The organism is Blautia sp. SF-50, from assembly GCF_900101315.1.
GTDB lineage: Bacteria > Bacillota > Clostridia > Lachnospirales > Lachnospiraceae > Blautia_A > Blautia_A fusiformis.
The window spans coordinates 23,493-48,542 of record NZ_FMUW01000001.1; the positions used below are offsets into that span (position 1 = coordinate 23,493).

General features: G+C 45.3%; 22 protein-coding genes. 6 read left to right on the top strand and 16 right to left on the bottom strand.

The window, feature by feature from the left end:
- Positions 1–168 precede the first annotated feature (168 nt).
- Positions 169–1,527, top strand: coding sequence for a Trk system potassium transporter TrkA (gene trkA / locus BLP57_RS00100; RefSeq protein WP_015527160.1), 1,359 nt, complete (start codon positions 169–171; stop codon positions 1,525–1,527).
- Positions 1,528–1,539: 12 nt separating this feature from the next.
- Complete coding sequence (locus BLP57_RS00105) at positions 1,540–2,979, top strand: TrkH family potassium uptake protein (RefSeq protein ID WP_021651380.1); 1,440 nt, start codon at positions 1,540–1,542, stop codon at positions 2,977–2,979.
- A 182-nt stretch (positions 2,980–3,161) separates the two neighbouring features.
- Here BLP57_RS00105 and BLP57_RS00110 read toward each other — a convergent pair whose 3' ends face one another.
- Positions 3,162–4,097: a radical SAM protein gene (locus tag BLP57_RS00110; protein WP_044961497.1), complete on the bottom strand. Its 936-nt coding sequence runs from the start codon at positions 4,095–4,097 to the stop codon at positions 3,162–3,164.
- A gap of 236 nt (positions 4,098–4,333) precedes the next feature.
- Between BLP57_RS00110 and BLP57_RS00115 the strand changes: the two genes are divergently transcribed.
- Together BLP57_RS00115 and BLP57_RS00120 are read left to right on the top strand one after the other, a co-directional pair.
- Entirely contained in the window at positions 4,334–5,035 is a 702-nt protein-coding gene (locus BLP57_RS00115) for a response regulator transcription factor (RefSeq protein ID WP_059085991.1), read from the top strand.
- A gap of 42 nt (positions 5,036–5,077) precedes the next feature.
- A complete protein-coding gene (locus tag BLP57_RS00120) occupies positions 5,078–7,762 on the top strand; it encodes a sensor histidine kinase (RefSeq protein ID WP_092068331.1) in 2,685 nt (894 codons plus the stop codon).
- An 86-nt stretch (positions 7,763–7,848) separates the two neighbouring features.
- On the opposite strand, the gene BLP57_RS00125 is transcribed toward BLP57_RS00120, so the two are convergent.
- From BLP57_RS00125 to BLP57_RS00170, 10 genes are all read right to left on the bottom strand, one after another.
- Positions 7,849–8,343 carry a deoxycytidylate deaminase gene (locus BLP57_RS00125; RefSeq protein WP_015527165.1) on the bottom strand — a complete coding sequence of 165 codons (495 nt, stop codon included), beginning with the start codon at positions 8,341–8,343 and terminating at the stop codon, positions 7,849–7,851.
- Positions 8,344–8,381: 38 nt separating this feature from the next.
- Positions 8,382–8,810 (bottom strand): ribose 5-phosphate isomerase B, encoded by a 429-nt coding sequence (rpiB, locus tag BLP57_RS00130; protein WP_015527166.1) that lies wholly within the window; start codon positions 8,808–8,810, stop codon positions 8,382–8,384.
- Positions 8,791–9,873 (bottom strand): L-threonylcarbamoyladenylate synthase, encoded by a 1,083-nt coding sequence (locus tag BLP57_RS00135; protein WP_022426059.1) that lies wholly within the window; start codon positions 9,871–9,873, stop codon positions 8,791–8,793. Before BLP57_RS00135 ends, rpiB begins: the two co-directional genes overlap by 20 nt.
- Positions 9,874–9,885: 12 nt before the next feature.
- A complete protein-coding gene (locus tag BLP57_RS00140) occupies positions 9,886–10,467 on the bottom strand; it encodes an HD domain-containing protein (protein WP_092068707.1) in 582 nt (193 codons plus the stop codon).
- Between the two features lie 136 nt (positions 10,468–10,603).
- Positions 10,604–12,862 carry a DUF2298 domain-containing protein gene (locus BLP57_RS00145; protein WP_092068334.1) on the bottom strand — a complete coding sequence of 753 codons (2,259 nt, stop codon included), beginning with the start codon at positions 12,860–12,862 and terminating at the stop codon, positions 10,604–10,606.
- Between the two features lie 18 nt (positions 12,863–12,880).
- Positions 12,881–13,591 carry a glycosyltransferase family 2 protein gene (locus tag BLP57_RS00150; RefSeq protein WP_092068337.1) on the bottom strand — a complete coding sequence of 237 codons (711 nt, stop codon included), beginning with the start codon at positions 13,589–13,591 and terminating at the stop codon, positions 12,881–12,883.
- A complete protein-coding gene (locus tag BLP57_RS00155; protein ID WP_092068340.1) occupies positions 13,581–15,578 on the bottom strand; it encodes a hypothetical protein in 1,998 nt (665 codons plus the stop codon). The genes BLP57_RS00150 and BLP57_RS00155 overlap by 11 nt, the downstream gene beginning before the upstream one ends.
- A gap of 69 nt (positions 15,579–15,647) precedes the next feature.
- Positions 15,648–16,367: an N-acetylmuramoyl-L-alanine amidase gene (locus BLP57_RS00160; RefSeq protein WP_242872522.1), complete on the bottom strand. Its 720-nt coding sequence runs from the start codon at positions 16,365–16,367 to the stop codon at positions 15,648–15,650.
- An 85-nt stretch (positions 16,368–16,452) separates the two neighbouring features.
- On the bottom strand, positions 16,453–18,102 hold the full coding sequence (locus BLP57_RS00165; protein WP_092068344.1) for a glycosyl hydrolase family 18 protein: 1,650 nt from the start codon (positions 18,100–18,102) through the stop codon (positions 16,453–16,455).
- 185 nt (positions 18,103–18,287) lie between these two features.
- Positions 18,288–18,557: a hypothetical protein gene (locus BLP57_RS00170; protein ID WP_021651392.1), complete on the bottom strand. Its 270-nt coding sequence runs from the start codon at positions 18,555–18,557 to the stop codon at positions 18,288–18,290.
- A 360-nt stretch (positions 18,558–18,917) separates the two neighbouring features.
- On the opposite strand from BLP57_RS00170, the gene BLP57_RS00180 reads away from it, so the two are divergent.
- Complete coding sequence (locus BLP57_RS00180; protein ID WP_021651393.1) at positions 18,918–19,685, top strand: adaptor protein MecA; 768 nt, start codon at positions 18,918–18,920, stop codon at positions 19,683–19,685.
- Positions 19,686–19,791: 106 nt separating this feature from the next.
- On the opposite strand, the gene BLP57_RS00185 is transcribed toward BLP57_RS00180, so the two are convergent.
- Positions 19,792–19,992, bottom strand: coding sequence for a DUF1858 domain-containing protein (locus BLP57_RS00185; RefSeq protein ID WP_015527179.1), 201 nt, complete (start codon positions 19,990–19,992; stop codon positions 19,792–19,794).
- A 207-nt stretch (positions 19,993–20,199) separates the two neighbouring features.
- Here BLP57_RS00185 and BLP57_RS00190 point away from each other — a divergent pair, with 207 nt between their 5' ends.
- Entirely contained in the window at positions 20,200–20,370 is a 171-nt protein-coding gene (locus tag BLP57_RS00190) for a DUF362 domain-containing protein (protein ID WP_015527180.1), read from the top strand.
- 46 nt (positions 20,371–20,416) lie between these two features.
- On the opposite strand, the gene BLP57_RS00195 is transcribed toward BLP57_RS00190, so the two are convergent.
- The 4 genes from BLP57_RS00195 to BLP57_RS00210 form a co-directional block, all read right to left on the bottom strand.
- The gene (locus BLP57_RS00195; protein ID WP_021651396.1) at positions 20,417–20,986 is read right to left on the bottom strand and encodes a MerR family transcriptional regulator; all 570 of its coding nucleotides are present in this window, start codon (positions 20,984–20,986) and stop codon (positions 20,417–20,419) included.
- Between the two features lie 226 nt (positions 20,987–21,212).
- On the bottom strand, positions 21,213–22,541 hold the full coding sequence (gene dnaB, locus BLP57_RS00200; protein WP_015527183.1) for a replicative DNA helicase: 1,329 nt from the start codon (positions 22,539–22,541) through the stop codon (positions 21,213–21,215).
- Between the two features lie 3 nt (positions 22,542–22,544).
- On the bottom strand, positions 22,545–22,991 hold the full coding sequence (gene rplI / locus BLP57_RS00205) for a 50S ribosomal protein L9 (protein WP_015527184.1): 447 nt from the start codon (positions 22,989–22,991) through the stop codon (positions 22,545–22,547).
- Between the two features lie 2 nt (positions 22,992–22,993).
- A complete protein-coding gene (locus BLP57_RS00210) occupies positions 22,994–25,042 on the bottom strand; it encodes a DHH family phosphoesterase (RefSeq protein ID WP_092068347.1) in 2,049 nt (682 codons plus the stop codon).
- Positions 25,043–25,050 lie beyond the last annotated feature (8 nt).

The window sequence follows — 25,050 nt, forward strand, 5'->3', positions numbered from 1 at the left end:
TTTCCTTCACATATATCTATCTTTCTGCCATTTTTTTCTATATATACAGGAAAATATTACTGTTTAAAAATCAGATATACAGTGCTATAATATCCTTGCCTATCTTTACACGGATGGGCGCTTTTACTTATGATTTGTAGCCCTGACCGGCTATTGAAGGAGGAAATTATGCAGGTAATTATTGTAGGCTGCGGAAAAGTCGGTAGAAATCTTGCAGAGCAGCTTCAGGCAGAGGATATTGATATCACTCTTGTCGACGTTATTGCCGACAAGATCAATGATCTCTGCGAAAATATCGACGCTATGGGAATCGTCGGTAATGGTGCCAGCATCAATACTTTAATGGAGGCAGGTGTTGATACTGCAGATATCCTGATCGCAGTTACCGCTTCTGACGAGCTGAACCTTCTCTGCTGTCTGATCGCGCAGAAGGCCAACCACTGCCAGACTATCGCCCGCGTCCGTAACCCCATTTATGAAAAAGAAATCGGATTCATCAAAGAACGTCTTGGTGTTACCATGATCATTAACCCGGAGTTTGCCGCTGCCCAGGAAATTTCACGGCTTCTCCGTTTTCCATCTGCGATCAAGATTGACACCTTTGCACGTGGTCGTGTAGAACTTCTCAAGTTTAAAGTTCTCCCGGAATTCAAGCTGGACGGAATGAGCGTTTCCCAGATCTCAGATGCTTTCCGAAGTGATATTCTGGTCTGCGCGATCGAGAGCCGTGACAATGTATCCATTCCTGGTGGTGATCACATTATACACGACGGAGATATGGTTTCCATTCTGGCCTCTCCGCTTAATGCAGCGGCATTTTTCCGTAAGATCGGTCTCAAGACCAATCAGGTCAAAAACTGTATCATCGTAGGTGGCGGAACCATTTCCTATTATCTTGCCCATGCACTTCTGGGTATGAAGATCAGTGTCAAGATCATCGAGCAGAACAAAAACCGCTGTGAGCACTTAAGCGAACTGCTTCCAGATGCGACTATCATCAATGGTGACGGAACGAACCGTTCTCTTCTGCTAGAAGAAGGACTTTCCGAGTCCGAATCCTTTGTCACTCTGACAAATCTGGATGAGGAGAATGTATTTCTTGCTCTCTTTGCCAAAAGCATCTCCGATGCCAAGCTGGTTGCCAAGGTCAACCGTCTGGAATTTGATGATGTCATCGACTCCCTGGATATCGGAAGTGTCATCTACCCGAAAAATATCACTGCTGATTATATCCTGCAGTATGTCCGTGCCACTCAGAACAGCATCGGCAGCAATGTAGAAACCCTTTATCATATTCTGGATGGCAATGCAGAAGCACTGGAATTTGCGATCCGTGAGGAATCTGCCGTAACTTATATCCCTCTTGCAGAGCTGAATCTCCGCAAGAATCTTCTGGTGGGATGCCTGAACCGCAACGGCCGCATCCGCATTCCCCGTGGTCAGGATATGATCCAGGTGGGAGATACCGTGATCATCGTAACCACTCACAAGGGGCTTCGCGACATCACAGATATACTTGAAAAATAGAGGTACTGCCAAATGAATTATTCGATTATTATTTATATCCTGGGATGGATCATGAATGTGGAGGCTGTCTGTATGCTGGTTCCCGGCATCACTGCCCTTATCTACCGCGAAAAATCCGGTATTGCCTTCCTGATCACGATTCTGGCATGTCTGGCCATCGGTGTTCCACTGGTCAGCCGCAAACCGTCCAAGAAAGCGTTTTACGCCCGTGAAGGCCTTGTGACTACTGCTTTAAGCTGGATCGTCCTCAGTATTGTCGGTGCTGTGCCGTTTGTGCTCAGCGGGGCTATCCCGAATCCCATTGATGCTTTTTTTGAGATTGTTTCCGGTTTCACTACAACCGGTTCCAGTATTCTCTCCGATCCATCACAGATGCCTTACAGCATCAATATCTGGAGATGTTTTTCCCACTGGATCGGTGGTATGGGTGTTCTGGTATTTATCCTGACACTGCTTCCGCTTGCAGGTGGCTATCATATGAACCTTATGAAGGCAGAAAGCCCCGGTCCTTCCGTAGGAAAGCTTCTTCCAAAAGTCCAGTCAACTGCCAAGATCCTGTACAAGATCTACATTGCACTCACTGTTGCACTGATCATCCTCCTGCTTCTTGGGGGGATGCCTCTTTACGACAGTCTCTGTGCAGCATTTGGAACTGCCGGAACCGGTGGGTTCGGAATCAAATCCGACAGTATGGGAAGCTACAGCTTATATATTCAGATCGTCATCACCATCTTTATGATCCTGTTTGGCGTAAACTTCAATGTCTATTTTCTTCTTCTCACCAGGAAGTTTTCTCAAGCATTGAAATCTGAAGAGGTCCGCTGCTACTTCTTTGTGATCATCGCTTCTGCCCTGATGATCACATTCAATGTCCGACATCTGTTTGACAATGTGTGGGAAGCACTTCAACAGGCATTTTTCCAGGTTGGTTCTATTATCACCACCACCGGTTATGCCACTACGGATTTTAACCAGTGGCCTGCGGTATCCAGAACGATCCTGGTACTGCTTACCTTCTGTGGTGCCTGTGCCGGCAGTACAGGCGGCGGAATCAAGATTTCCCGTCTTCTGCTTCTTGCAAAATCCGTCCGCAAGGAACTGCATCTTTATCTGCATCCCAATGCAGTAAAAAAGATCAAAATGGACGGAAAAGCGGTGTCTCACGAAGTTATGCGTGCCACCAATATTTATATGATCGTTTATCTGATGATCGTGGCTACATCTATCTTTATCATCAGTTTTGATGAATTTGATCTTGTAACAAATTTCACAGCCGTAGTCACCACTTTAAACAATGTGGGTCCCGGTCTTTCCCTGATCGGTCCTACCGGAAACTTCGGGATCTTTTCTCCGCTGTCCAAGCTGGTCCTTTCTTTCGATATGCTGGCCGGCCGACTGGAGCTATTTCCGATCCTGATCCTTTTCCTTCGTGAAACCTGGAAGAAATTCTGATAAATATTCGTCATATTTTGCTATGTTTGTGGCATAAATTGTTCTTTTCACATTTATTTCAAATGTTAGACACACTTTCTTCACATTTTTACTGTATATTATAAACCATAGAAGGTGATGAACTTTCTATAATATTTTTCTTTTTCATACGCGCCGGTACGAAAGTACCGGCCTCCTTCCATTTATGGAGTATTTTTTTCCACTCCCTCATAATCGAAATCCGGAATAAAGCTTTCTGAAGCAGTTTCTCCTTCCTGTATAAATCCATTCTGAATCCCCATATCCACAGCAGCATCCAGAACTTTTTCATACTCTCTTTTTGTAACTTTCCGGTTTAATTCCTTAAATTCCACAAATTTTCTCACCGGCGTATACTGATTCATAATACTGATATAAATATCTTCCCCATAGGTTTCATGAAGATACCTCAAAGCCTTTATGGAATTTCCTGTATGTCCCGGCAGGATCAGATGACGGACAATAGTTCCTTTCCGGATGTATCCATCCTCTCCAAACTCACATTTCCCGGTCTGACGCACCATCTCTCCAATTGCAGCCTTTGCAGCCTGCACATAATCCGGCGCATAAGAAAATTTCTGTGCAAGCTCCGGATCCAGATATTTCAGATCCGGAAGATAAATGTCCACATATCCTTCCAGAAGCTTCAGGGTTTCTGTTTTTTCATACCCGCTGGAATTATACACCACCGGAATATCCAGACCATTCCTTCGGGCCATATCCAGTGCCTCTATGATCTGTGGTACATAGTGTGCACCTGTTACCAGATTGATGTTTGCAGCTCCTTTTTCCTTCAGTTCCAGAAAAATCTCTCCAAGCCGTTCCACACTTACAGCCCGTCCCCTGCTCCCGATGGCAATATCATGATTCTGGCAGAAACAGCAGCGCAGCCCGCACCCGGAAAAGAACACTGCCCCGGAGCCTTTTGTTCCGGAGATACAGGGTTCCTCCCACATATGAAGTGCAGCCCTTGCCAGATAAATTCTCTCATCCATGCCACAGAAGCCTTTTTTCCCTGCACTCCGGTCTGCCAGGCATTCTCTTGGACAAAGAGCACAAGCTGACATAATTTCTTCCGTACAGTGCGCGCTCCCTGCCATACTGCTGATTTTATTTTCATTCTCCACTTTCACTTTTCTCCTGATCTTTCTTCCAATATCGTTATTTTCTGTTATCTAGTACTAGTTTAGCACATCACGTCTGCTGCCAACAAGGCTTTCTCTGTTTACACTATATACTTAATATAGTACAATGGATTTCATGGAATCTTAAGAATTTACCCCTTTCGTCTTAATTTCCGGCTGCTATTCTAATAACATCAGGGAGGTACAAAAAAGTGGCTAACATACTTGTTTGCGATGACGACAAAGACATCGTGGAAGCTATCGAAATCTATCTTACGCAGGAAGGCTATCACATTCTGAAAGCCTATGACGGACAGGAAGCGCTGGATATCCTGAACAGCGAAACTGTAGATCTGCTGATCATCGATGTGATGATGCCCCGTCTCGACGGGATCCGGGCAACGGTCAAGATCCGGGAAAGCAATCCTCTGCCCATCATCATCCTGTCCGCAAAATCTGAAGACACGGACAAAATCCTGGGCCTTAACATCGGTGCAGATGACTATATCACCAAACCTTTCAATCCTCTGGAGCTGATCGCCAGGGTAAAATCCCAGCTGCGCCGGTACACACAGCTTGGCTCCGCTGCACCGACAGCATCGGAACATATCTACACAACCGGAGGTCTTACGGTAAACGACGACAAAAAAGAGGTGCTGGTAGATGGAGAAGCGGTACGGATGACGCCCATCGAATATAATATCCTGCTTCTTCTCATGAAAAATCCCGGACGTGTTTTTTCCACTACGCAGATCTACGAGAGCATCTGGAATGAAGATGCTCTGGCCGCGGATAACACGGTAGCTGTCCACGTCCGTCACATTCGCGAAAAGATTGAGATCAACCCCAGGGATCCCCGCTATCTGAAAGTTGTCTGGGGCCTGGGTTATAAAATCGAAAAACTGAGCCGGTGAACCAGCCGGCCATGAAGTATCTGTACTTCAGAAAGGGGTATTATGAATAAAAATAAACATACGGAAAAAAACCGTTCATTTATGCGCATTCCTGCTCTTGTCCTTGCCCTTATCCTGCCTCTGATCATGGTCTTTTCAGCGGCACTGGTGATCCAGGCAGGTATCCGGATGGACTCTGCCGAGGATCTTAAAACAAAGGATTATTTCCAGACCTCTGCTTTTGCTGACAGCTTTTACTCAAAAGCTTCCACAATCCTGTCCGGAATCTCAGCCAGAGAAATCCTAGATAAAACAAACGAAGATGCATACATTGATCTCGGAGAGCTTTATAACGGAGATTCCCTCTCCTTCAAAAACACCTCCGGACTAGCCTATTCCTTCAATGATCTTAAGGAATGGAGCTCACAGAGCATCCATTCCAATGATGACTGGATCGTCCTGGGCCTTACCACCCCGGAGGGTGAAAAAAAATATATGTACTATTCCGATTTCAAAAAAGCTCTGGAAGACGGAACCCTGCAACTAAATGCCAACTCCGGTGCCCTGAAATACGAGGGAATTTCCCAGAAAGACTGGACTGAGAGGATTCTTTCCGCTCTGAGCGCCGAATATGCAGACGGCGGCATCCAGTCACAGGAACCTCTGAAAAACATTACAGACAAAAACGGAAACGTGGTTTACACAGACGTGGCAGATATGCTCACTCCGATCCTTGATATCCCCTGTGCACCGGAAGGTTACGACAGTCTCCTGGATTACATGAATTCCACCTCATCCAAAACCAGGAATTTCAAAGGGAACCTGAACGATGCCTTTGAGCAGCTGGATAATGCCCGGGATCTTTTTTCCAGCTGGACAGAAGCTGCTCAGACACTGGATGAATACAGCAGTGATAATTCCAATATCCATTATGCCTATACGGATAACACCTCACAGAAAATCTTCACAAATACAGATGCAGCCTATACTTCCGACCTGACTGATATTTCCGGTTTTTCAGACAAAAAGCCTTACGTGTTCCTAAATGTCAACGAAACTGCCACAGATGAGAAAAATGCCCGGAATGGTCTTATGAATCTGAACCTTTCCGCTGCTGCAAACCCTTCTGTAGGAAACTGGATCGATCTCCTTCGAAACTCCACATACGATGAAAACTGCAGTTTTCTTGCCTGGATCGATGATACCAGCCTTCCTGTACAGGATTCCATTAAAACTGACAGACAGCATTTCCTGACTTACCGTACTTTATTTATCCCGGCTGCTGTGATCACCGTGATCAGTTTTCTGCTCTTTATCATAGATTTTATCTGGCTTACTGTCCACACCGGAAAAAGAAATTCCGCTAGCGGTAATACAGACACTGCTCAACCAGAACTGAACTTTTTTGACAGGATCTATACGGAAGTAGCAGCCGGACTTGTGTGTATCCCGGCACTTGGTGTATTGACTGCAGGACTGAGCATGCAAGCTTCCACCTATAACCTTGTCTCCTCCCTGATCATCCTGGGTATCACGATTTTCCTGATCACGTGCCTGTTCTGGATCGGCTATTTAAGCCTGATCCGCAGAATCAAAGCTCGCACCCTGTGGAAAAACAGCCTGCTTCGCAAATGCCTGAAGCTTCCCCGTCTGTGTCTTTGTAAAGCCGGTAAGCTGATCGATTTTTTCTCCAGGAATACCATCAGCAGAATACGTATGGTAGTGGGACTTGGCGTATTTCTATTCCTTGAATTTTTCTTCAGTGCCCTGCTCGCGGCATCTGATGGATGGTTCCTGATGTTTTTGCTTCTATTCCTTCTGGATCTGGGTGCGCTTTTCTGCGTCTACAAAATTGCTCTTGGACGGGAACTCCTCCTTGATGGCCTAAAACGGATCACCGATGGAGAGCTCACTTACAAGATCCCGGAAAAGGAACTCCGTGGTGATCAGAAAGCAATGGCACAGTATATCAACCGCATTGGTGACGGGCTGGACGCTGCCGTGGAAAAAAGCCTCAAAGATGAGCGTATGAAAACCGAATTGATCACTAATGTCTCCCATGATCTGAAAACGCCACTGACTTCCATCATCAATTACATTGATCTGCTGAAAAGGCTGAACCTCAAAGATCCGGAAGCACTGAAATATCTTGAGATCCTGGACTCAAAGGCACATCGTCTGAAAAGTCTGACCGAAGATGTAGTGGAAGCTTCCAAAGCCAGTACCGGAAATCTTTCTCTGGAAATGACGGAACTGAACTTTGTGGAAATGCTTTACCAGGTGATGGGTGAATTCGAAGAACGGATGAAAAGCAGACATCTGACCCTGATGACACATCTGCCTGATTTTCCTGCCATGATCTATGCCGATGGCAGACGGATGTGGCGTATCCTTGAAAATCTTTTCGGCAATATTCTGAAATATGCCATGGAGAACACAAGAGTCTATGCAGAAGTTCTTCTGGAAAAAGATCAAGTCATCTTTACCCTGAAAAATATTTCCGCACAGCCTCTGAACATTCCGGCTGAAGAACTGACCGAACGTTTCATCCGCGGCGATGTTGCCAGAAATACAGAAGGCAGCGGACTTGGATTATCCATCGCACAGAGCCTTACCCAGCTTCAAGGTGGCACCTTTAAACTTTATCTGGACGGTGACCTTTTCAAAGTCTGCTTAAGTTTTCCACAAAAGATCTCTCCCACAGCCTTATCCGCACCGGAAGATTCTCATTCCGAAGCACATTCTTAACCATTCATAAAAAACAGCAGCGGAAGCCCTGATGATATGATGGATCAGGAGCCAGGCTGCTGTTTTTCTTTTATTTTTGTTCTCTTTTACACTTTAATGGTGATCTCACGGTCTGTCCGGTTATATTTATAATACCGGACTCCGGCTGCATCCAGCATTTTTTTGGATGCGATCACCGACGGAGTATCTGCATATTTATCACAGTCGTATACGATAGTCCTGATCCCTGCCTGGATAATAGCCTTGGCACATTCGTTGCAGGGAAACAGGGACACATAAAGCTTGGCACCTTCCAGACTTCCTCCCCGGTAGTTCAGGATGGCATTGAGCTCACTGTGTGTCACATAAAGATATTTGGTATCCAGCGGATCTCCTTCTCTTCCCCAGGGAAACTCATCATCGGAACATCCCTTTGGAAATCCATTGTACCCCATTGACAGGATCTTGTTATCTTCACTTACGATACAGGCACCAACCTGTGAATGCGGATCCTTGGAACGCATGCCGGAAAGCATGGCAACACCCATAAAATACTCATCCCAGGAAAGATATCCCTGTCGTTTCTGTCCTTTTTTATCCATACAGAATCCTCTTTTTCTATTGGTTTCTTACTGATCGATCAATCCTCGATCATGTTGATCCTTCTGATATGACGCTCATCCCCGGAAAATGGTGTATCCAGGAATGTATCCACGATCTTCAGAGCAAGTCCCGGTCCTACTACACGACCGCCCATGGCCAGAATGTTGGCATCGTTATGAAGTCTTGTTGCCTCTGCAGTAAAGCAATCTGTACAAAGTGCAGCACGGATTCCCTTGAATTTATTAGCAGTGATGGAAATTCCGATACCTGTTCCGCAGATCAGGATTCCTTTCTCACACTCACCGTCCACGATCGCCTGTGCTACTTTCTTTCCATAAACAGGATAGTCTACAGATTCCGGACCATTGCATCCAAAATCTTTGTACTCCAGTCCTCTCTCTTCCAGATGCTTCTTTACCTCCTGCATCAGCTCATAGCCGCCATGATCACATCCCAGTGCTATCATTTTCTTTCTCCTCCTCAACGTTGATAATTTTATGACCAGCCGCTTTCAGTAAGCGGTTCATGATCGCCTGTCCCATTCTTGGTGTAAAAAATGCCTCTGAATAAATGGCACTTACATTACAGCTGTCAAAATCACGCAGGACCTCGTACAGATGATGCGCGATGGTTTCTTCCTGCTCCCGGCTTCCGATACTCTTTACGATTCCATGTGAATATCGGCCTTTTGTTTCATCTGTTGCGATGATCCCCACCGTCAGTCCCTTCTCCTCAGCCTCTCCGGCTCTTTTTTCGATCTCCGCGATCACACCCTCTGTGGACCCCTCCACAATGGCAAGATCTGCCTTTGGTGCATAATGACGGTATTTCATTCCCGGTGCTTTTGGATGGACTTTGCTGTCCGGTTTGATCAGCCCCTTATCCATCCTTACATCTCCAAGTGTTTCCCGGAGCATTTCCAGGGAAATATATCCCGGCCGCAGGACTACCGGTATGTCTTCTGTAAAATCTACGATCGTAGATTCCAGACCGATATTTACCTGTCCTCCATCAATGATCATATCAATGGCTTCTCCCAGATCCTCTGCCACATGTCCCGCTGTCGTAGGACTTGGTCTTCCGGAAGTATTGGCACTTGGCGCTGCCACATATCCGCCAGCCGCAAGGATCAGCTCCTGTGCGATAGGATCACTTGGAAAACGTACTGCCACACTGTCCAGTCCTCCGGTTGTTTCCTTTGGCACGATATCTGCCTTGGGAAGGATCATTGTCAGCGGACCCGGCCAGTATTTCTCAGCCAGTACTCTGGCTTTTTCAGGAACCTCCGTAACGATCTTATCCAGGTCACGGATATCTGCGATATGTACGATCAGCGGATTGTCCGAAGGTCTTCCCTTGGCTGCATAGATCTTCATCGATGCTTTCGGATCCAGGGCATTTCCTCCAAGACCGTATACAGTCTCTGTGGGAAATGCCACAAGCCCGCCGTTTTTCAGGATCTCGCCACCTCTGGCAATTGCCTTTCTGTCTATATTCTCTGCTGTCATAACTGCTATTTCTGCTTTCATTTTACGCTCCATTTACTGTCTGATATAAATCCCCTGCTCTTCAATAAAATCTTCCAGATCCTGAAGGGCATCCTGTGCCCAGGTTTCGGATTTCTGAAAAGTCTCCGGGAAAAACATGTCTTTTACTATTTTTTTACCTGTTTCTGTTTTAAAGATCTTCTCTGCACTTTTCTTTATATGTTCTTTATCCAGTCCATCTTCAAAATAATTAACCAGAAAATCAGCTTCCACAAGGATCTGATAATCCAGCCCGTCAATATCCTTATAGGTATGATGATGTCCTACCAGATATTCCACTCTGCGGATCACCCTCTCCTGAAAGCCCAGTGCGGTAAGCATCTCTCTGGCAGCTGCCGGACCTTCTGCTTCCTGCGTCTTTCCATCAGAGCGTCCGTATTTTTCCATACCGACTTTGATCCCGATATCATGAACGAGAGCCGCAGCTTCCAGAACATACATCGTATCTTCATCCAGACCCTCACTCTGGCCGATCAGCCTTGAAAGATCATGCACCTTCACAAAATGCTGGATATGCTTCGGATCCCCCTGATAATAATGGATCATTTCCATATAAAGTCTGTCGATTCTGTTCATAATATCCTCCTCTCTGCTGCCATCCTGCAACTGTCACTTTTTTCTGTATACTGCTCAGCAGAAATCTCCTGCTGAGCATATCCGTTAACAGATAGCTACATAATAGTTACATTATAGCGTTATTATGGAAAAAATGTCAATCCTGCTCCACTTTCACAATGTAGGTTCCTGACATATCATCTTCAAAGACAATACTTCCCAGACTCTGAAGAACACTGTCATTAAGCTCTGTTCCGTATTTTTCTTTTTCCTGTCCTCCTACAAAGATATAGGAAATATCATAACGGCTGATCAGTTTTTTTACCGTCTCTGCATCTGTAGATGTATAAATAGTCTGGATGTCCGCACTTTTTTCATTGAGGTCAGGTACATTATTTCTCCAGAGCCATTCATGCACATACCATCCCAGTACGGTCGGAAGCCCCGTAGATGCAGAAACTCTCTCATATCCGGTATAGCTGTCCCCGTTAGCCTCGAGCACCACAGGAGAGCCCTTGATATTCTGCTTCAGCCAGCGGATCGCCGACGCATCCTGAGGAAAATCCTGCTCAAGAAATGTAGTTGCATCCAGTCCCTGATACTCCGAAACCTTCCAGACATCCCCAAACCAGGAATGCACGGCATTTCCGAAATAGCCCACGGTCCAGAGCAGTACAAAAAGCCCCACACCTGAAAGGATCCGGATGATCTTCTGTCTAGATATCACCAGCATACGATAAATCCCATATCCCATTGTCATTCCGAAAAGGATATATGCCTGATACGTCAGCTTGAACATAGTATTGGCTCTAGCATTTCCATTTTCATAAATATCCCGCACATATACAAGCTCCGGGATCAAAACCAGTCCGATAGCACATAAGCCCATGATCACTGCAAAAAGATCCGGAACTGTGATTGCCTCCAGCAGCCTATAAAGACTTTTATGCTTCAGTCCCCTCATTTTTTCTGTGATGACAGACAGGATCAGCAAAACAGTAAGGAGCACCGGAAGTCCCCAGAGGATCAGAAGCTGATACCACAGTGAATGATGCTGTGCCAGTGCCACCCCCTGTACCATCGTATCAAATTTCAATGTAAAGGGCAGGATCACCAGATAAGAGAGACCTATGATCTCCACTGCCTGTACGATCGTCACTGCCAGGATCCTGATTATCTTTCCCTCAAATCGTATGATATTTGCGATCAGGACAACTCCACCGGTCACTACAAAATAGATCACAAAATCCCAGTAATTGGTCCACTGGAACATGCCAAGAAAAACGGACGCCAGAAGGATGTGCGGCATCAGAAGCTGTCTCAGCCAGAAAACACTGCGTTCCTGTTTTTCAGGCTCAGACCCTCTTTTTCGGATCATTTTCAGCCATGCATAGAGCATTCCCACCAGAAATGTCACAAACATCACATTTACCACATGGGCATGAAGATCTCCCAGAACAAAGGAATAGCATGGGAATTCATGTATGGTCTTATCACTGTCATTCACCGGATTATACCCTATGTAACGAGTTGCATCCGGGAACCAGTAGCTGGCTGTTTCTGCCACTCCCTGTATCTTCCGGATCAGCGGCAGTACACAACGGTAGACGATATAATGTACATTTCCCGCGATAGATGCTGCAATACCTGCAGTAACTCCTGCCAGTGAAGGAATATATTTCTTCTTTCCATCCAGTCGTCCATACAGCCTGTCCTTCGTCATCTGACGGACCAGGGAAAACGGATACACAAAGGCAAACGCTGCCACAAAGGTACGCATCAGATTATAAGTCACTTCCACTCGGCTTCCTGTAAGCTTCGTAAGAAACACTGCAAAATATTGCCCGCCATAGTAATAATTGATGGTTCCCTGAGAATACCAGAGATCACGTGCAGGAAGAGTTTTGCTCCGCATCATGGCCTCCATGAAGCCATAATCCATAAATTTCTCTGTTCCGTATGCCTGTGGCCGGAATCCTGCCAGATAAGTCCACAGCAGAAAGATCCCAAAAAACAGAAGCTCCTCCCGAAAGATCAGCCGCACCTTTCCCGTCGGATAACATTCAATGCCATGCTTCAGCTGAACATGAAAAAGTACAGCACATAAAATGCCAACAGCCACAGATACCCCTACACACACTGCAGCTGTAAAAGGAAGGATTTCCACCGCTACCAGAATCCAGGTGAGAAATCCGGTAACTGCAATGGCAAGTACCTTTGAAAAAAGCCATCCCCGGTCTTCAAAACCACCAAAAAGCCTTCCTGTGACCGGCATTGCCACCATTCCCATGAACAGTGCAAGCAGCCACCAGGTCCAGAATGTCCATACATCTCCTCCCAGGAGATACGCAGAAAGTACTGTCAGGAGCACTGCTGCAGTCAGCTCCGGAAATAATTCTCTGATCTTTTTTTTCATCCTTCTGTCCCTCCTGTATCAGAGCCTGCCCCGCAGACGGATAAAGTCCGCAAATGCCTGTCTTCCGATCTTTATGATCCGTTTCATGTTGATAGAATTTTTTCCGGCCTGTCTCGGTCGGAATGTAATGGGGATATATTCCACATAAAGATGATGTTTTTCATAGATCACGGTCATCAGCACATTGGAAAGGAAAAATCCGCCTGGGATACGCTTCAGTACTTTGGCGAGCTGTTTTCCATCCATCAGCCGATATGGCGTATTTGCATCTTTTACCCAGGTTCCAAAAATAAGGAAAAGCACAAGCCGCAGTATTCTTGTCACAAAAATCCTGGAAAGCCCATCCTCTCTCTTCTTCCGGTAGCCGATAAGAAGCCCACACTTTTGACGTTTTTCCCAGAACTGCCAGAATTCCTCCGGAAGTGTCTGGCCGTCTGAATCCGTCTGAAAAATATAATCGGCACCTTTTTCTACTGCGTAACGATATCCCCGAAGGATTGTTCCTCCATGTCCTTCATTCGGTTTATCGATTCCGATAAGACGGTCATAATTTTTCTGATAATTCTGTATCTTTTTGTAGGTAGCATCTTTGCTGCCATCATTCAGGATCACCAGGCGGCTGTCCCCGCCGATCCTCTCCACTACCGGATACCATTGCTCGATCACGGTCCCGATATTTTTTTCTTCATTATATGCCGGCATAATGATATATAAGCTGTCATGTTTCATAGATTCTTATTCTCCCATCCTCTGAGGTATACACCAGTGGATATGTCTCCCTGATGATATCCTCACGACATTCCTGCTGTTCAAATTCCATATCCTCCTCAAACAGGATATATGTGATCTTTTCCTGTTTTACGGTAGCTTTCAGTAGCTCCGGATCATCCGTGGTATATATGAGCACTGCCTGGCCGGCACGATAGCTCGTATCGTACCCTGCAGACCATGCATAATAAGGCCATCCGCAATACAGCATGGCACCGGACATAGTGACCTCGTTCATGGTATATTCCGGTGTCAGCAGAAGATCATTTTTCTTAAGATTTGCACTGAGCCAGTCCGTCAGGCTGCTTTCCATATTTACAGTCATCCTGTGTGCGGAATCGTTGTCTCTTAAGATGATCACGTAATCATAGATCCCCGTTGCACTAAGACAGATACAAAGGACCGCTGCCGCTGCGCGACCGGCCCATTTCTTCCAGCTGTTTTTCCCTGCAAGGAAAACACATCTTACGATCCAGCCCCAGAAAACTGTCACAAAGGCATAGGAAATCATCACATATTTATGATTGACATTGATGTCCGGAGTCAGAGATACCAGAAATGCAAATGCCATTGGAAGCAAACAGCCCATCAGCACTGCCCGCTGACCTCTCTTCAGAAATACTGCTGCCACGATCATTCCCACAAAGAAAAATCCACTGATCTCCACCAGATACCAGAGTACACCGGAAATGCTTTTATTGTCTGCCAGAAAGCCCCAGTAAAAGGATGGACTCATAACACTTCCCGACACAAAGATCTTCGACTGCAGTTCCGAAAAAAGCACTGCCAATCCGGCACAGATCACATAATCCAGCTTACCGTCAGAAAACACTGCCAGTCCGGCAAGGATCAGAAGTCCGCCGATCAGCGCAGCTCCGTTCCAGAAGGCAGTTAATCCCAGAAACAGTCCCAGAAGAATCGCCGTATCCACATTTCTGCAGATCCAGGCTTTTTTTGTAAAAAAACGGTTACGGACCCACAAAAATCCCTGCTCCTTGCGACTGCATCCGGCTTCCACCCAATCCATAAAGGTCCATACCGCTACAGCTGCCATCAGAAGGCCGAAAGCCAGATGACGCTGGTTCAGATATACATTGAAATTCCATAATCCCCAGTTTTCATTGGTAGTATAACCGATAAACGCCGTATTTTCTTCCAGCGTCCGTACAAGGTCCCCCGCCTGAAGATGTTCCCACAGATAACGCCAGAACGCTGTTCCGCTGCGGAAAAAAAAGAAAACAATGGCAGCTGCCCCTGCCCAGAAGCTTTTGAACATCCGGTAGCTGATCCCGTAAAGCACCATAAGAAATCCCGCCAGAGACAGGATGCTTACCAGATTATATCCCAGATCAAGACGAAGGCCCAGATACTCCAAATTTCCCACAAGGAACTGGAACATAAAATGATATTTCACATCCTGCCCGCCATAATGCGGATACTGGGTAGGAAAATTATTTCCCCGTGAAAAAGATCGCATCATTGCCGTGTGGGGTGCATAATCTCCGTATACCGAAAAGCCGGAGTACAGAATGCCGTCTTTCATATGGAAAACGTAAAACATCATCCAGGTCACAAAAACCGTCAAAATGCCAAAAAGCAGAAGCTCTTTTTTCAGGATCCATTTTCTGCTGATCATCCGTTCGGATATCACAAACATTTTTTGCTGTTTTTTCTTTTTCCACCGGAAGATTCCCGAAAGCAGCAGGATATCTACCAGAAATACGATCAGATTTCCATAAAAAAGAGGATGCTCTGCCCCCGCGCATATGCTGAACATCCAGGAAAGAATATAGACTGCCCAGGTCAGCATCAGGATTCCCATCCCAAACGCTGCCGGCAGGACCACCCATATCCTGTTTCCTCTTTCAGTTGTTTGACGCGGAAACAGACATCCTGCCATTTCCATTCCTGTTAACATACATAATATAAGATAAATGATTCCAAGCATAGGATTCTCCTTAATTCACGTAAAGTATAGCAGAATCACCTTCCTATGAAAAGGCTATTCACATTTTTTTCAATTATTTTCGTTTTCCTTCTGTTTTTTCAGATATGTAACGATTCCATCAGCCACAGCCTCTGCTACCTTTCTCTGATACTTCTCTGTCTGAAGCAGGGCGGCTTCCTCCGGATTTGTAAGAAATCCACATTCTACGATATTGATCACACCCGGACTTCTCTTCAGAAGATAATAGGTTCTGTTTCCTTTTGCCACCCGCGGCCGTGCAATGGAAAGCTTCCGGTTCATGTTTTCCTGGATCGCAAGTGCCAGTTCTTTTCCGCCTTCCGAATCCTCATAATAAAATACCTGCGGACCTTTTACTCCGGGATCACTGTAGCTGTTCTGGTGGATACTCACAGAAAGCACCGGTTCATATTTCCGGATCTGTTCAATACGATTCTGCAGATCCTGTGCTTTCATATTTTTTGTACCATTTTCATAAAGACCTTTATCTTCTTCCCGGGTCATTACTACGACAAGGCCTTTTTTTTCCAGGATCGTTTTTAGCTTCATGGCAATATCCAGATTGATTCCTTTTTCCTTCAGTCCACCGATTCCCACCATTCCAGAATCCACACCGCCATGACCGGCATCCACCAGGATCACCTGATCTGCTTTTATATTTCCAGATACATCTATAAGTCTGCCTGCAGTTTCTGCCGCTTCCCATGACAGAATATAAAAACAGACCAGCATAAGAACTGCCATTGCCAATTCTATGAAATGTTTTTTCAACGCAAAACACCCCCGGCATATTTATTTTAATATATGTTGCCGGGAGTGTTTTTAGCATTGTGAAGATCACAATGTTTTCTTCTGTTTATGACAGGTTTTCTGTGATCACGCTCCAGATCCCGCTGTTCTCGAATCCAAGCTTCCACTCTGCCACACCTGCCAGTTTGTATTTTTTGATCAGTTTAACCTTTTCCGCAATAGACTTAGAGTCCTCCAGCCAGATCTGGTATGTGGCACCGTCCCCTTCATAGGTTCCATAATTCTGACTTGTCTTCTTGTCCCAGTATGTTTCTGCTCCGTTATCACTGATCGTCTGCTGTGCCTGATCCATACCGATGGCCTCACTTGTCAGTGCACCGCCATCTGTAGTCTTCCAGAGCCTTGTGTAGAACGGAATCGCAAGGATCGTCCGTTGAGCCGCTACTTCTGAAAGCGTATCCTTAACCCCCTGTTCTACCCATGGCAGAGATGCCACAGAACCGGCATCGGAGCCTACGTAATGCTCATCATAACCCATAATGATCACATAATCCACAACCTTGCCCTGCTCCGCACGGTCATAATGACTGGTAAAATCTTCCGGAACCGGATTATCTACAGACAGTACCAAATTATTGGCGTGACACTGGATAGAAAGCTCTCTTAAAAACTGAAGGAAATGGATTCCTACTCCTTCGCTCAAAGATTCAAAATCAACATTGATTCCATCCAGTCCTGCTTTCAGTGCATAAGTGATCAACTGATTCTCCAGATTCTGCCTTGAACTGGTTTTTGAAAGAACTTCTGTGGTACTCATGTTCTCATTAAAATTATCCACCAGTCCCCATACCTTCAGTCCTTTTTCATGTGCCTGCATCACATACTCCCCAGATGCAAGACTTGAAATATTTCCGGAGTTATCTGTTACAGAAAACCAGGTTGGAGAGATCACATTCACGCCTGTCATATTCTGTACCGCATCTGCGAAATAGCTGTTTGCATCTGTGCTGGTAACCTGGTGCCATGCCAGGTTCACCGGCTCATCCATGGTAAGATATGTATAGGACTCTGTTTTAAAATCCCTTTCATAATCCGTTGTATCCACAGCACTTACTTTTTTCTTCTGAACATAACCGATGTAACCGTCATCGGTTGCCACCTGATCCCAGTCCTCTCCTTCATTCATCAGCCGGAGAACTGTATTCTTCGCCAGTTTGGAAAGGATCGGCGCCTTGATCCCGCCCCGGTAACGGATCACGGTATCTTTCTTCGTGGTCACGGTCTCCACATTGGTAAATTTGTACTGTATCGCAACCCTTGCAGGATCCTGCTCTATATAAGAATCGATATCTGTATACTTTTTTACATAATCCAGTTTCAGATAAACCGTGTCATCCTTCAGCCACACATTTCCGTCTGCCTTATCTGAAGCCGGTTCCTCTGTGAGACTGGATGGTGTTGCATACAGTATCTTCTTGTTTTCGCTATCCCAGTAATATCTCTGATTCAAATATCCGTTCACTACATCCAGCGGAAGATATACATCTTCTCCTGAGATAAGTGCCTTCTCTTCCAGTTTCTCAGTTCCAAGTATCAACGCAGCCTCACCGTCTGCATTCTGTCCGTAGTATTCTGTCAGATCCATCTGTTTCCTGCTTGGTATAAGCTTATTGATCCCGTAAACAGCCCCTCCGGCAAGAGCGACCAGAACGATCAGCAGACCTACCACAAGGACCGGTATGTGTTTTTTTATCATGTTTTTTTCCTTTCGGTATAAAATGTCATAATTTGTTTCATTATAACATATCTTGTCTACATTTCGTTATAAAAATCGACTTTTAATAATTTTTCACAATTTCTTTAAAATTTCGGTTCCCCGCATGGTATGCATGAGTGCAGGGGATGATCGTTATCCGGGGAACCGTTTTTTCTTATGTACGGTCATTCTTTGCGAATAAGATCAAAGCTTACACAGGCGATATGGCCGTCTTCATCTTCCGTATAATCCCGCATGTAGACCCCGTTTTCCGCAATCTGACAGGCTTTTGCGATTTTTTTCGGAGTGCTTGGTGCTCCATTGAGATAAAGAGAAACTCCGTTCTCACGATAAAGCTCCAGCTCCCTTCGAAGGGGTTTTGCGGATTTCTTTTTTTCCTGTGATATATTTGGCGTATCCCGACCTCCTTTCCTGGTTAGATTTTCAGAAAACACCAGCAATGGTTCTCGAAAAGCTGCAACTTCCCTGTTAGGATGATACTTGTAATAAAATATAAATAATAAAATGGGGGAAAATTTCTCTGTGTACCGACAGACTCGCCGATGAATTTCACACAGAATCCTTATCTTCAGAAAAATATGACTTTAAGTTATCGTTACTGTCTTCTTGTTTCCGGGAGGAGACAGCTTTTCTGCTTTTCATTATACCTGATTTCCCTTCAGATGCAAGTCTTTTATAAAAGAATCAGAAATTTTCTTTTTTCTCCGGTTTCTACATCTTTACATCTTGTGTATAACTGTTATATAATACAGTATGTAAAAGATTAAATTTATTTACCTATAGGATGTGATCATATGAAAATAGAAAAAATCAATGAAAATCAGATCCGCTGTACCCTGACGAAAGAAGATCTGGACAGTCATCAGATCCGTATCAGCGAACTTGCATACGGTACCGAAAAAGCCAAACGTCTCTTTCGTGATATGATGCAGCAGGCACAGATACAATTTGGTTTTGAAGCAGATAATATTCCTCTGATGATCGAGGCTATTCCTGTCAATGCCGAAAGTATTATCCTCATTATCACTAAAGTGGAAGATCCTGAAGAACTGGATACACGTTTTTCCAAATTTGCACCCTTCAAGGGCAACAAACCTTCCGATACCGTAGAGATCGATGGCGCTGACAATATCATCGATATCTTCCAGAAGCTCTGTGAATCCAAGCTTAAGGATCTTTCACAGAAACCGGAAGAAAAAAGGGCGGAAACTTCCGCCTCTCAGGCAACAGAAACTCCGGATGCATCACAGCAGCCGGCTGAGAGTTCTGTAAAGCTTATACGCCTGTACTCTTTCCCGGGGCTGGATGATGTTATTGCCGCATCTCATGGTATGAATGGTTTCTTTACCGGTGATAATACTCTCTATCGTGAAGGAGAAGACGGTGTCTATCAGCTGGTACTTCATCAGTCAGACTGTACACCTGAAGAATTTAACAAGGTCTGCAATATCCTTTCCGAGTATGGCATCGGCCGCGCATTCACACCAGCCGGTGAAGCCTACCTCAGAGAGCACTGTGCACTGATCGCTGATCATGCACTTCAGAAACTTCTGAATATCTGACAAACCAAATATCCTACAGACAAACAAACCGCTGTCGGAATGCGATCCATATGATCTGCATTTCCCGACAGCGGTCCTTTTGTTTCAGCAAAAAAGCTTCTGTTTATTACTCACCAAGAAAATCATTGATCTGAGCTACGAGGACATCTGCGTCCAGGCCATGGACCATTGCTGCTTCTTCCAGAGATTCCATCTGTGAAGACGGGCAGCCAAGACAATGCATTCCTGCTCTCATCAGGATCGGTGCGATATTCGGGTCTACAGTGAGCAGTTCTCCGATCAGCATGCTCTTTGTAACTTTTGCCATGATTGTATTCTCCTTTACTGTTTTATCGAAATATTTCATTCCGTTCTGCTATTATAATACGAATCCGGAATGGAATCAACGGGTTACGAATTTTCAGTTTTGTTTATAAATTTATACTTGTATTCTTTATGCAGATATATTAGAATGGGAATAGAATCCCTGGTAGGGGATACATACAATACACAATTTAAAAGGAGGATATCAATTATGGCATATGTAATTTCTGACGAGTGCGTTAGCTGTGGAACATGTGAGGGTGAGTGCCCGAACGAGGCTATTTCTCAGGGAGACGAGCATTATGTAATCGACGCAGACGCTTGTGTTGACTGCGGAACATGCGCTGAGGCCTGTCCAGTTGGTGCTATCTCTGCTGAGTAATGCATCATTAGCTTGATAAGCTGCTATAATGAATGAGGCTGCCGGTTTACCGGCAGCCTTTTCTGTTTTTTTTATTCTTTTTTCCCTCACAGGAAGCTGCCGCTTCTCTTCTTGCCTGCTGCTGCCTGCGGATTGCTTCATCCAGAGAACGACACCGGTACTCTCCTTCTTTCTTTCTCTGCATTTCCTCACGGATCAGGCGTTCCATGATTTCCTGAAACTCCAATATCTTATCGTTATCTGCCTCGCACTTCTCTGTATTCCCGGATTCCGTTTTTTCCATGAACTCCTTTTCAGATCCCGTTTTTTTCATTGGGCTATCTTCAAGCTCAACAGCTTCTCCATCCAGGATCCTGATACCAGATTCTGAAAAATCCGGTGTATCTGTCTTTCTTACCTCCGGTGGGATCAGTGTACGGATTGCTTTCAACTGAAGTCCTTTACTTTTCAGCTCATTTATTTTAAGAAAAAGCTGGATATCAAACGGTGTATAATAGCGATGTCCCAGTTCATTGCGTCCGATCCGAAGCTCCAGTTCTTCCTCCCAGTAACGCAGGACATAAGATTTCACTCCGGTCAGTGTTACGGCCTGTCTGACTGTATATCTTTTTTCCATTGTGAACGCCCCCTTATATAGAGATTCACTGCTGCTGTCTACAGTATAACCCCTGAGATCAGGAAATAGCAAGAATAATCGGTTGACATAATTTTACAAAATATGACTCTTTGCCTATATCCATAGCATCCCGAACTCCACGATCACACAGACAAAAATACAAAAGGCCATCAGGATAACTATAAGCTTTCATCCTGACAGCCTTTCATTTACCGTCTGCACGGCTCTATTTTTTCATATTTACAAACTGGGTATATCTCGGCAGCCATACCAGCTCCACAGTTCCGATCGGGCCGTTTCTCTGCTTGGCTATGATAATTTCCGCAATGTCTTTCTTCTCGGTATCTTTGTGATAATAATCATCTCGATAGATAAACATGACCACATCCGCATCCTGCTCAATAGCTCCGGACTCTCGAAGATCCGAAAGCATCGGCCTGTGATCCGGTCTCTGTTCCACTGCACGGCTAAGCTGTGATAACGCAATTACCGGTACATCGATCTCTCTTGCCAACGCTTTCAGCGATCGTGAAATATCTGAAATTTCCTGCTGTCTGGAATCCGATTTTCCACTTCCGCTCATCAGCTGAAGATAATCGATCATGATGATCCCCAGATTATGCTCAAGCTTATATTTTCTGCATTTGGAACGAAGCTCCGCAATGGAGATTCCAGGTGTATCATCAATAATAAGATTGGAGCCACCGATAATATCCGCTCCTTCTACCAGCTTCGTCCAGTCCTCATCTTTCAGATTTCCGGTACGGAGATTCTGGGAATCCACGTGAGATTCCATAGCAAGAAGACGGTTTACCAGCTGCTCCTTGGACATCTCCAGACTGAAAATAGCCACGGTCACATCTTTACGAAACGCCATATACTGGGCAATATTCAATACAAAGGCAGTTTTTCCCATGGAAGGTCGAGCTGCGATCAGTACAAGATCGGACGCGTGCATACCGGAAGTCTTATAATCCAGATCCACAAATCCGGTCGGGATCCCGGTAACGGAGCCCTTCAGCTTGGAAGCCTTCTCAATATTGCTGACTGCATTCAACACAACCTGCTGGATTGGCACATAATCGCTGCCATTTGTTCTCTGCAAAATATTAAACAGCTTTTTCTCGGATTCCTCAAGTATGGTTTCCGTACTGTCCTTTTCCAGATAACAGGCATTGGCAACTTCTTCCGTAGTCCGTATCAGCCGACGGAGAACTGCCTTTTCGCTTACGATATTGGCATAGTATTTCACATTGGCTGATGTAGGAACTGCTGCGATCAGATCACGGACATATTCCATACTGCTGATGTCCGGCGGAAGCTCTTTCTCCTTGAGACGATTCTGCAGAGTGATCAGATCTACCGGCTGTCCTTCATTACAGAGCTCCACCATGGCATCAAAAATGATGCCGTATTGTTTTTGATAAAAATCATCACTGGTCAGGATCTCGGAAGCCACCAGGATCGCATCACGATCCAGGATCATGGATCCGATCACTGACTGCTCTGCCTCAATGCTGTGAGGCAGAATCCTCTTGATCAGTGCTTCTTCCATTGATTACGCCTCTTTTACCCAGACTTTGAGACTTCCGGTTACCTTCGGATGAAGTCGTACCGGAACATTGGTAACACCCAGGTTACGGATCGGATTCTCCAGCTGGAGCTTTTTCTTATCGATATCAAGATTCAGCTGTTTTTTGGCTGCCTCTGAGATTTCTTTTGAGGATACAGAACCGAATGTTCTTCCGCCTTCACCTACCTTCAGAGTAAGGATAACCTCCTTTGTGGAAAGCTCCTCTGCAAATGCCTTGGCAGCGTCCAGGTTTTCCTGTGCAACCTTTTCTTCATTTGCCTTACGAAGTTTCAGGTCATTGAGATTCTTGGATGTAGCTTCAACACCAAGCTTTTTTGGCAGGATCATGTTTCTTGCATATCCGTCACTTACATTTACGATCTGTCCCTTTTTACCCAGGGATTTAACATCTTCCAGAAGAATTACTTTCATTTCTATTTGTCCCCTTCCTGATATAACTGGTCTATAATTTCTTTCAGCATTCTTTCGGTCTCATCCATGGTGTCTTTCACCTGTGCACCGGCAATATTCAGATGTCCGCCGCCGCCCATCCGTTCCATCATGACCTGTACATTCACTTCATCAATGGCTCTGGCACTGATGTAAACCTCATTATTATAGCTGGTAAGAACAAAAGATGCCTTGACTCCTGCGATATTGAGCAGCTCATTGGCCGCCTGTGCTCCTACAACGGTAGGACTTTCCAGACCTTCACTCGGACATCTTGCAATGGCAAAATAATCTCTGTAGATCTCCGCAGTACGAACTGCCTCCGCTCTCGCCTTATAGGAATCAATATTATCCCGGAGCATCTTACGTACACGTGTCACATCTGCTCCGCATCTGCGCAGGAATGCTGCTGCCTCAAAGGTACGCACACCCGCTCTTGTTGTAAAGTTGTTGGTATCGATCATGATACCCGCATAAATACAGTCCGCCTCAATACTGCGAAGCTTCAGCCCGTCTGCAAAATACTGCAGGATCTCTGCGATCATCTCGCAGCTTGAGGATGCATATGGCTCCACATAGGACAGAACTGCATTCTGGATCACCTCGCTGCCGCGGCGGTGATGATCCAATACCACAATGGTCTTTGTCATATAGAGAAGATCCTGGCATTCGGTATAACTTGGCTTGTTGGTATCTACCACAATTACTACCGTATTGTTATCCACCAGTTCTTTGGCCTGATTACTGTCCACAAACATGGACGGCTCATAATCCGGATTCTCCATAAATCCACTCATCAGCGGCCGAATGGATGTGGTCGGATCATTGATCACAATATGCACCGGCTTACCAAGAGTCTTACCGGCACGGTAAATACCGATCCCAGCTCCCAGAGCATCCACATCTGTGATCTTGTGTCCCATAACCACCACTCGATCCTTGGTGCTCATAAATTCCTTCAGAGCCTGAGCCTTCACTCGTGCCTTCACTCGGGTTGATTTCTCCATCTGCTGTGCCTTGCCGCCAATGTAGGTAATATTATTTTCATTTTTGATCACTACCTGATCACCGCCACGGCCCAGTGCCATCTCAATGGCAATTCTGGCATATTCGTAATTCTGGATATACGTAGAAGCATTCAGACCGATTCCGATACTTAATGTCACAGCCATTTCATTTCCGATGTTAACCGTCTTAACCTCATCCAGGATATGAAAACGCTGTTCCTTCAGTGTTTCCAGTGAACTCTGGCGCATGATCAGAAGATATTTATCTTTCTCCAGTTTCTTCACAAGGCCGTCAAAGTTGGAAAAATACTTGGTGATCTTTCGGTCGATCAGTGCGATAAGCAGCGATCTTCGCACATCCTCCACACTCTCCAGTGCTTCTTCATAATTATCCAGATAAGCCAGTGCTACAACAAGCTTGTTATCCTCATTTTTCTGGATGTATTCCTTAAGCTCTGTTTCATCATAAAGATACATGGCGATCAGACTGACATTCTGGGACATATTCTCCAGAATATCCGCATGGCTGACTACTTCACCCATAGTCACCCGCTGCATGGAAACCCGGTAGATCCGATCCCCGAAATGTATACTCATCTCGGAAATTTCCGGTTCATCGGCTACAGGAAGCTTGTCCGGAGTAATATCCGGGAAAACTGTGCTGATATTTTTTTTATAAAACTGATCTCTCCCCGTGATTTCTGAAAAAACACGGTTGGACCAGATCATGCGGCCTTCCATATCCATAATGGCATAAGGAAGCGCCAGTTCTTCCAGCATCCGCTTTTCTACCACATCATACTGATTGGCAAATGCGATCATATCATTGATGATCAGCGGTTTGTGATATCGAAAAAGCTGTACTGCGATAAAAATATAGATCACAGTACCTACAGACACCAGAATTCCGGCCTTTACACTTACAATAAACACCAGCAGGTCCAGCAGCACGACCAGGACCGAAAGGTACAGCGGCCAGCGCATGAAGTGTTTCATAGGCCCCTTGAATTTAACTTTGTTGTTCATTGCTTTTT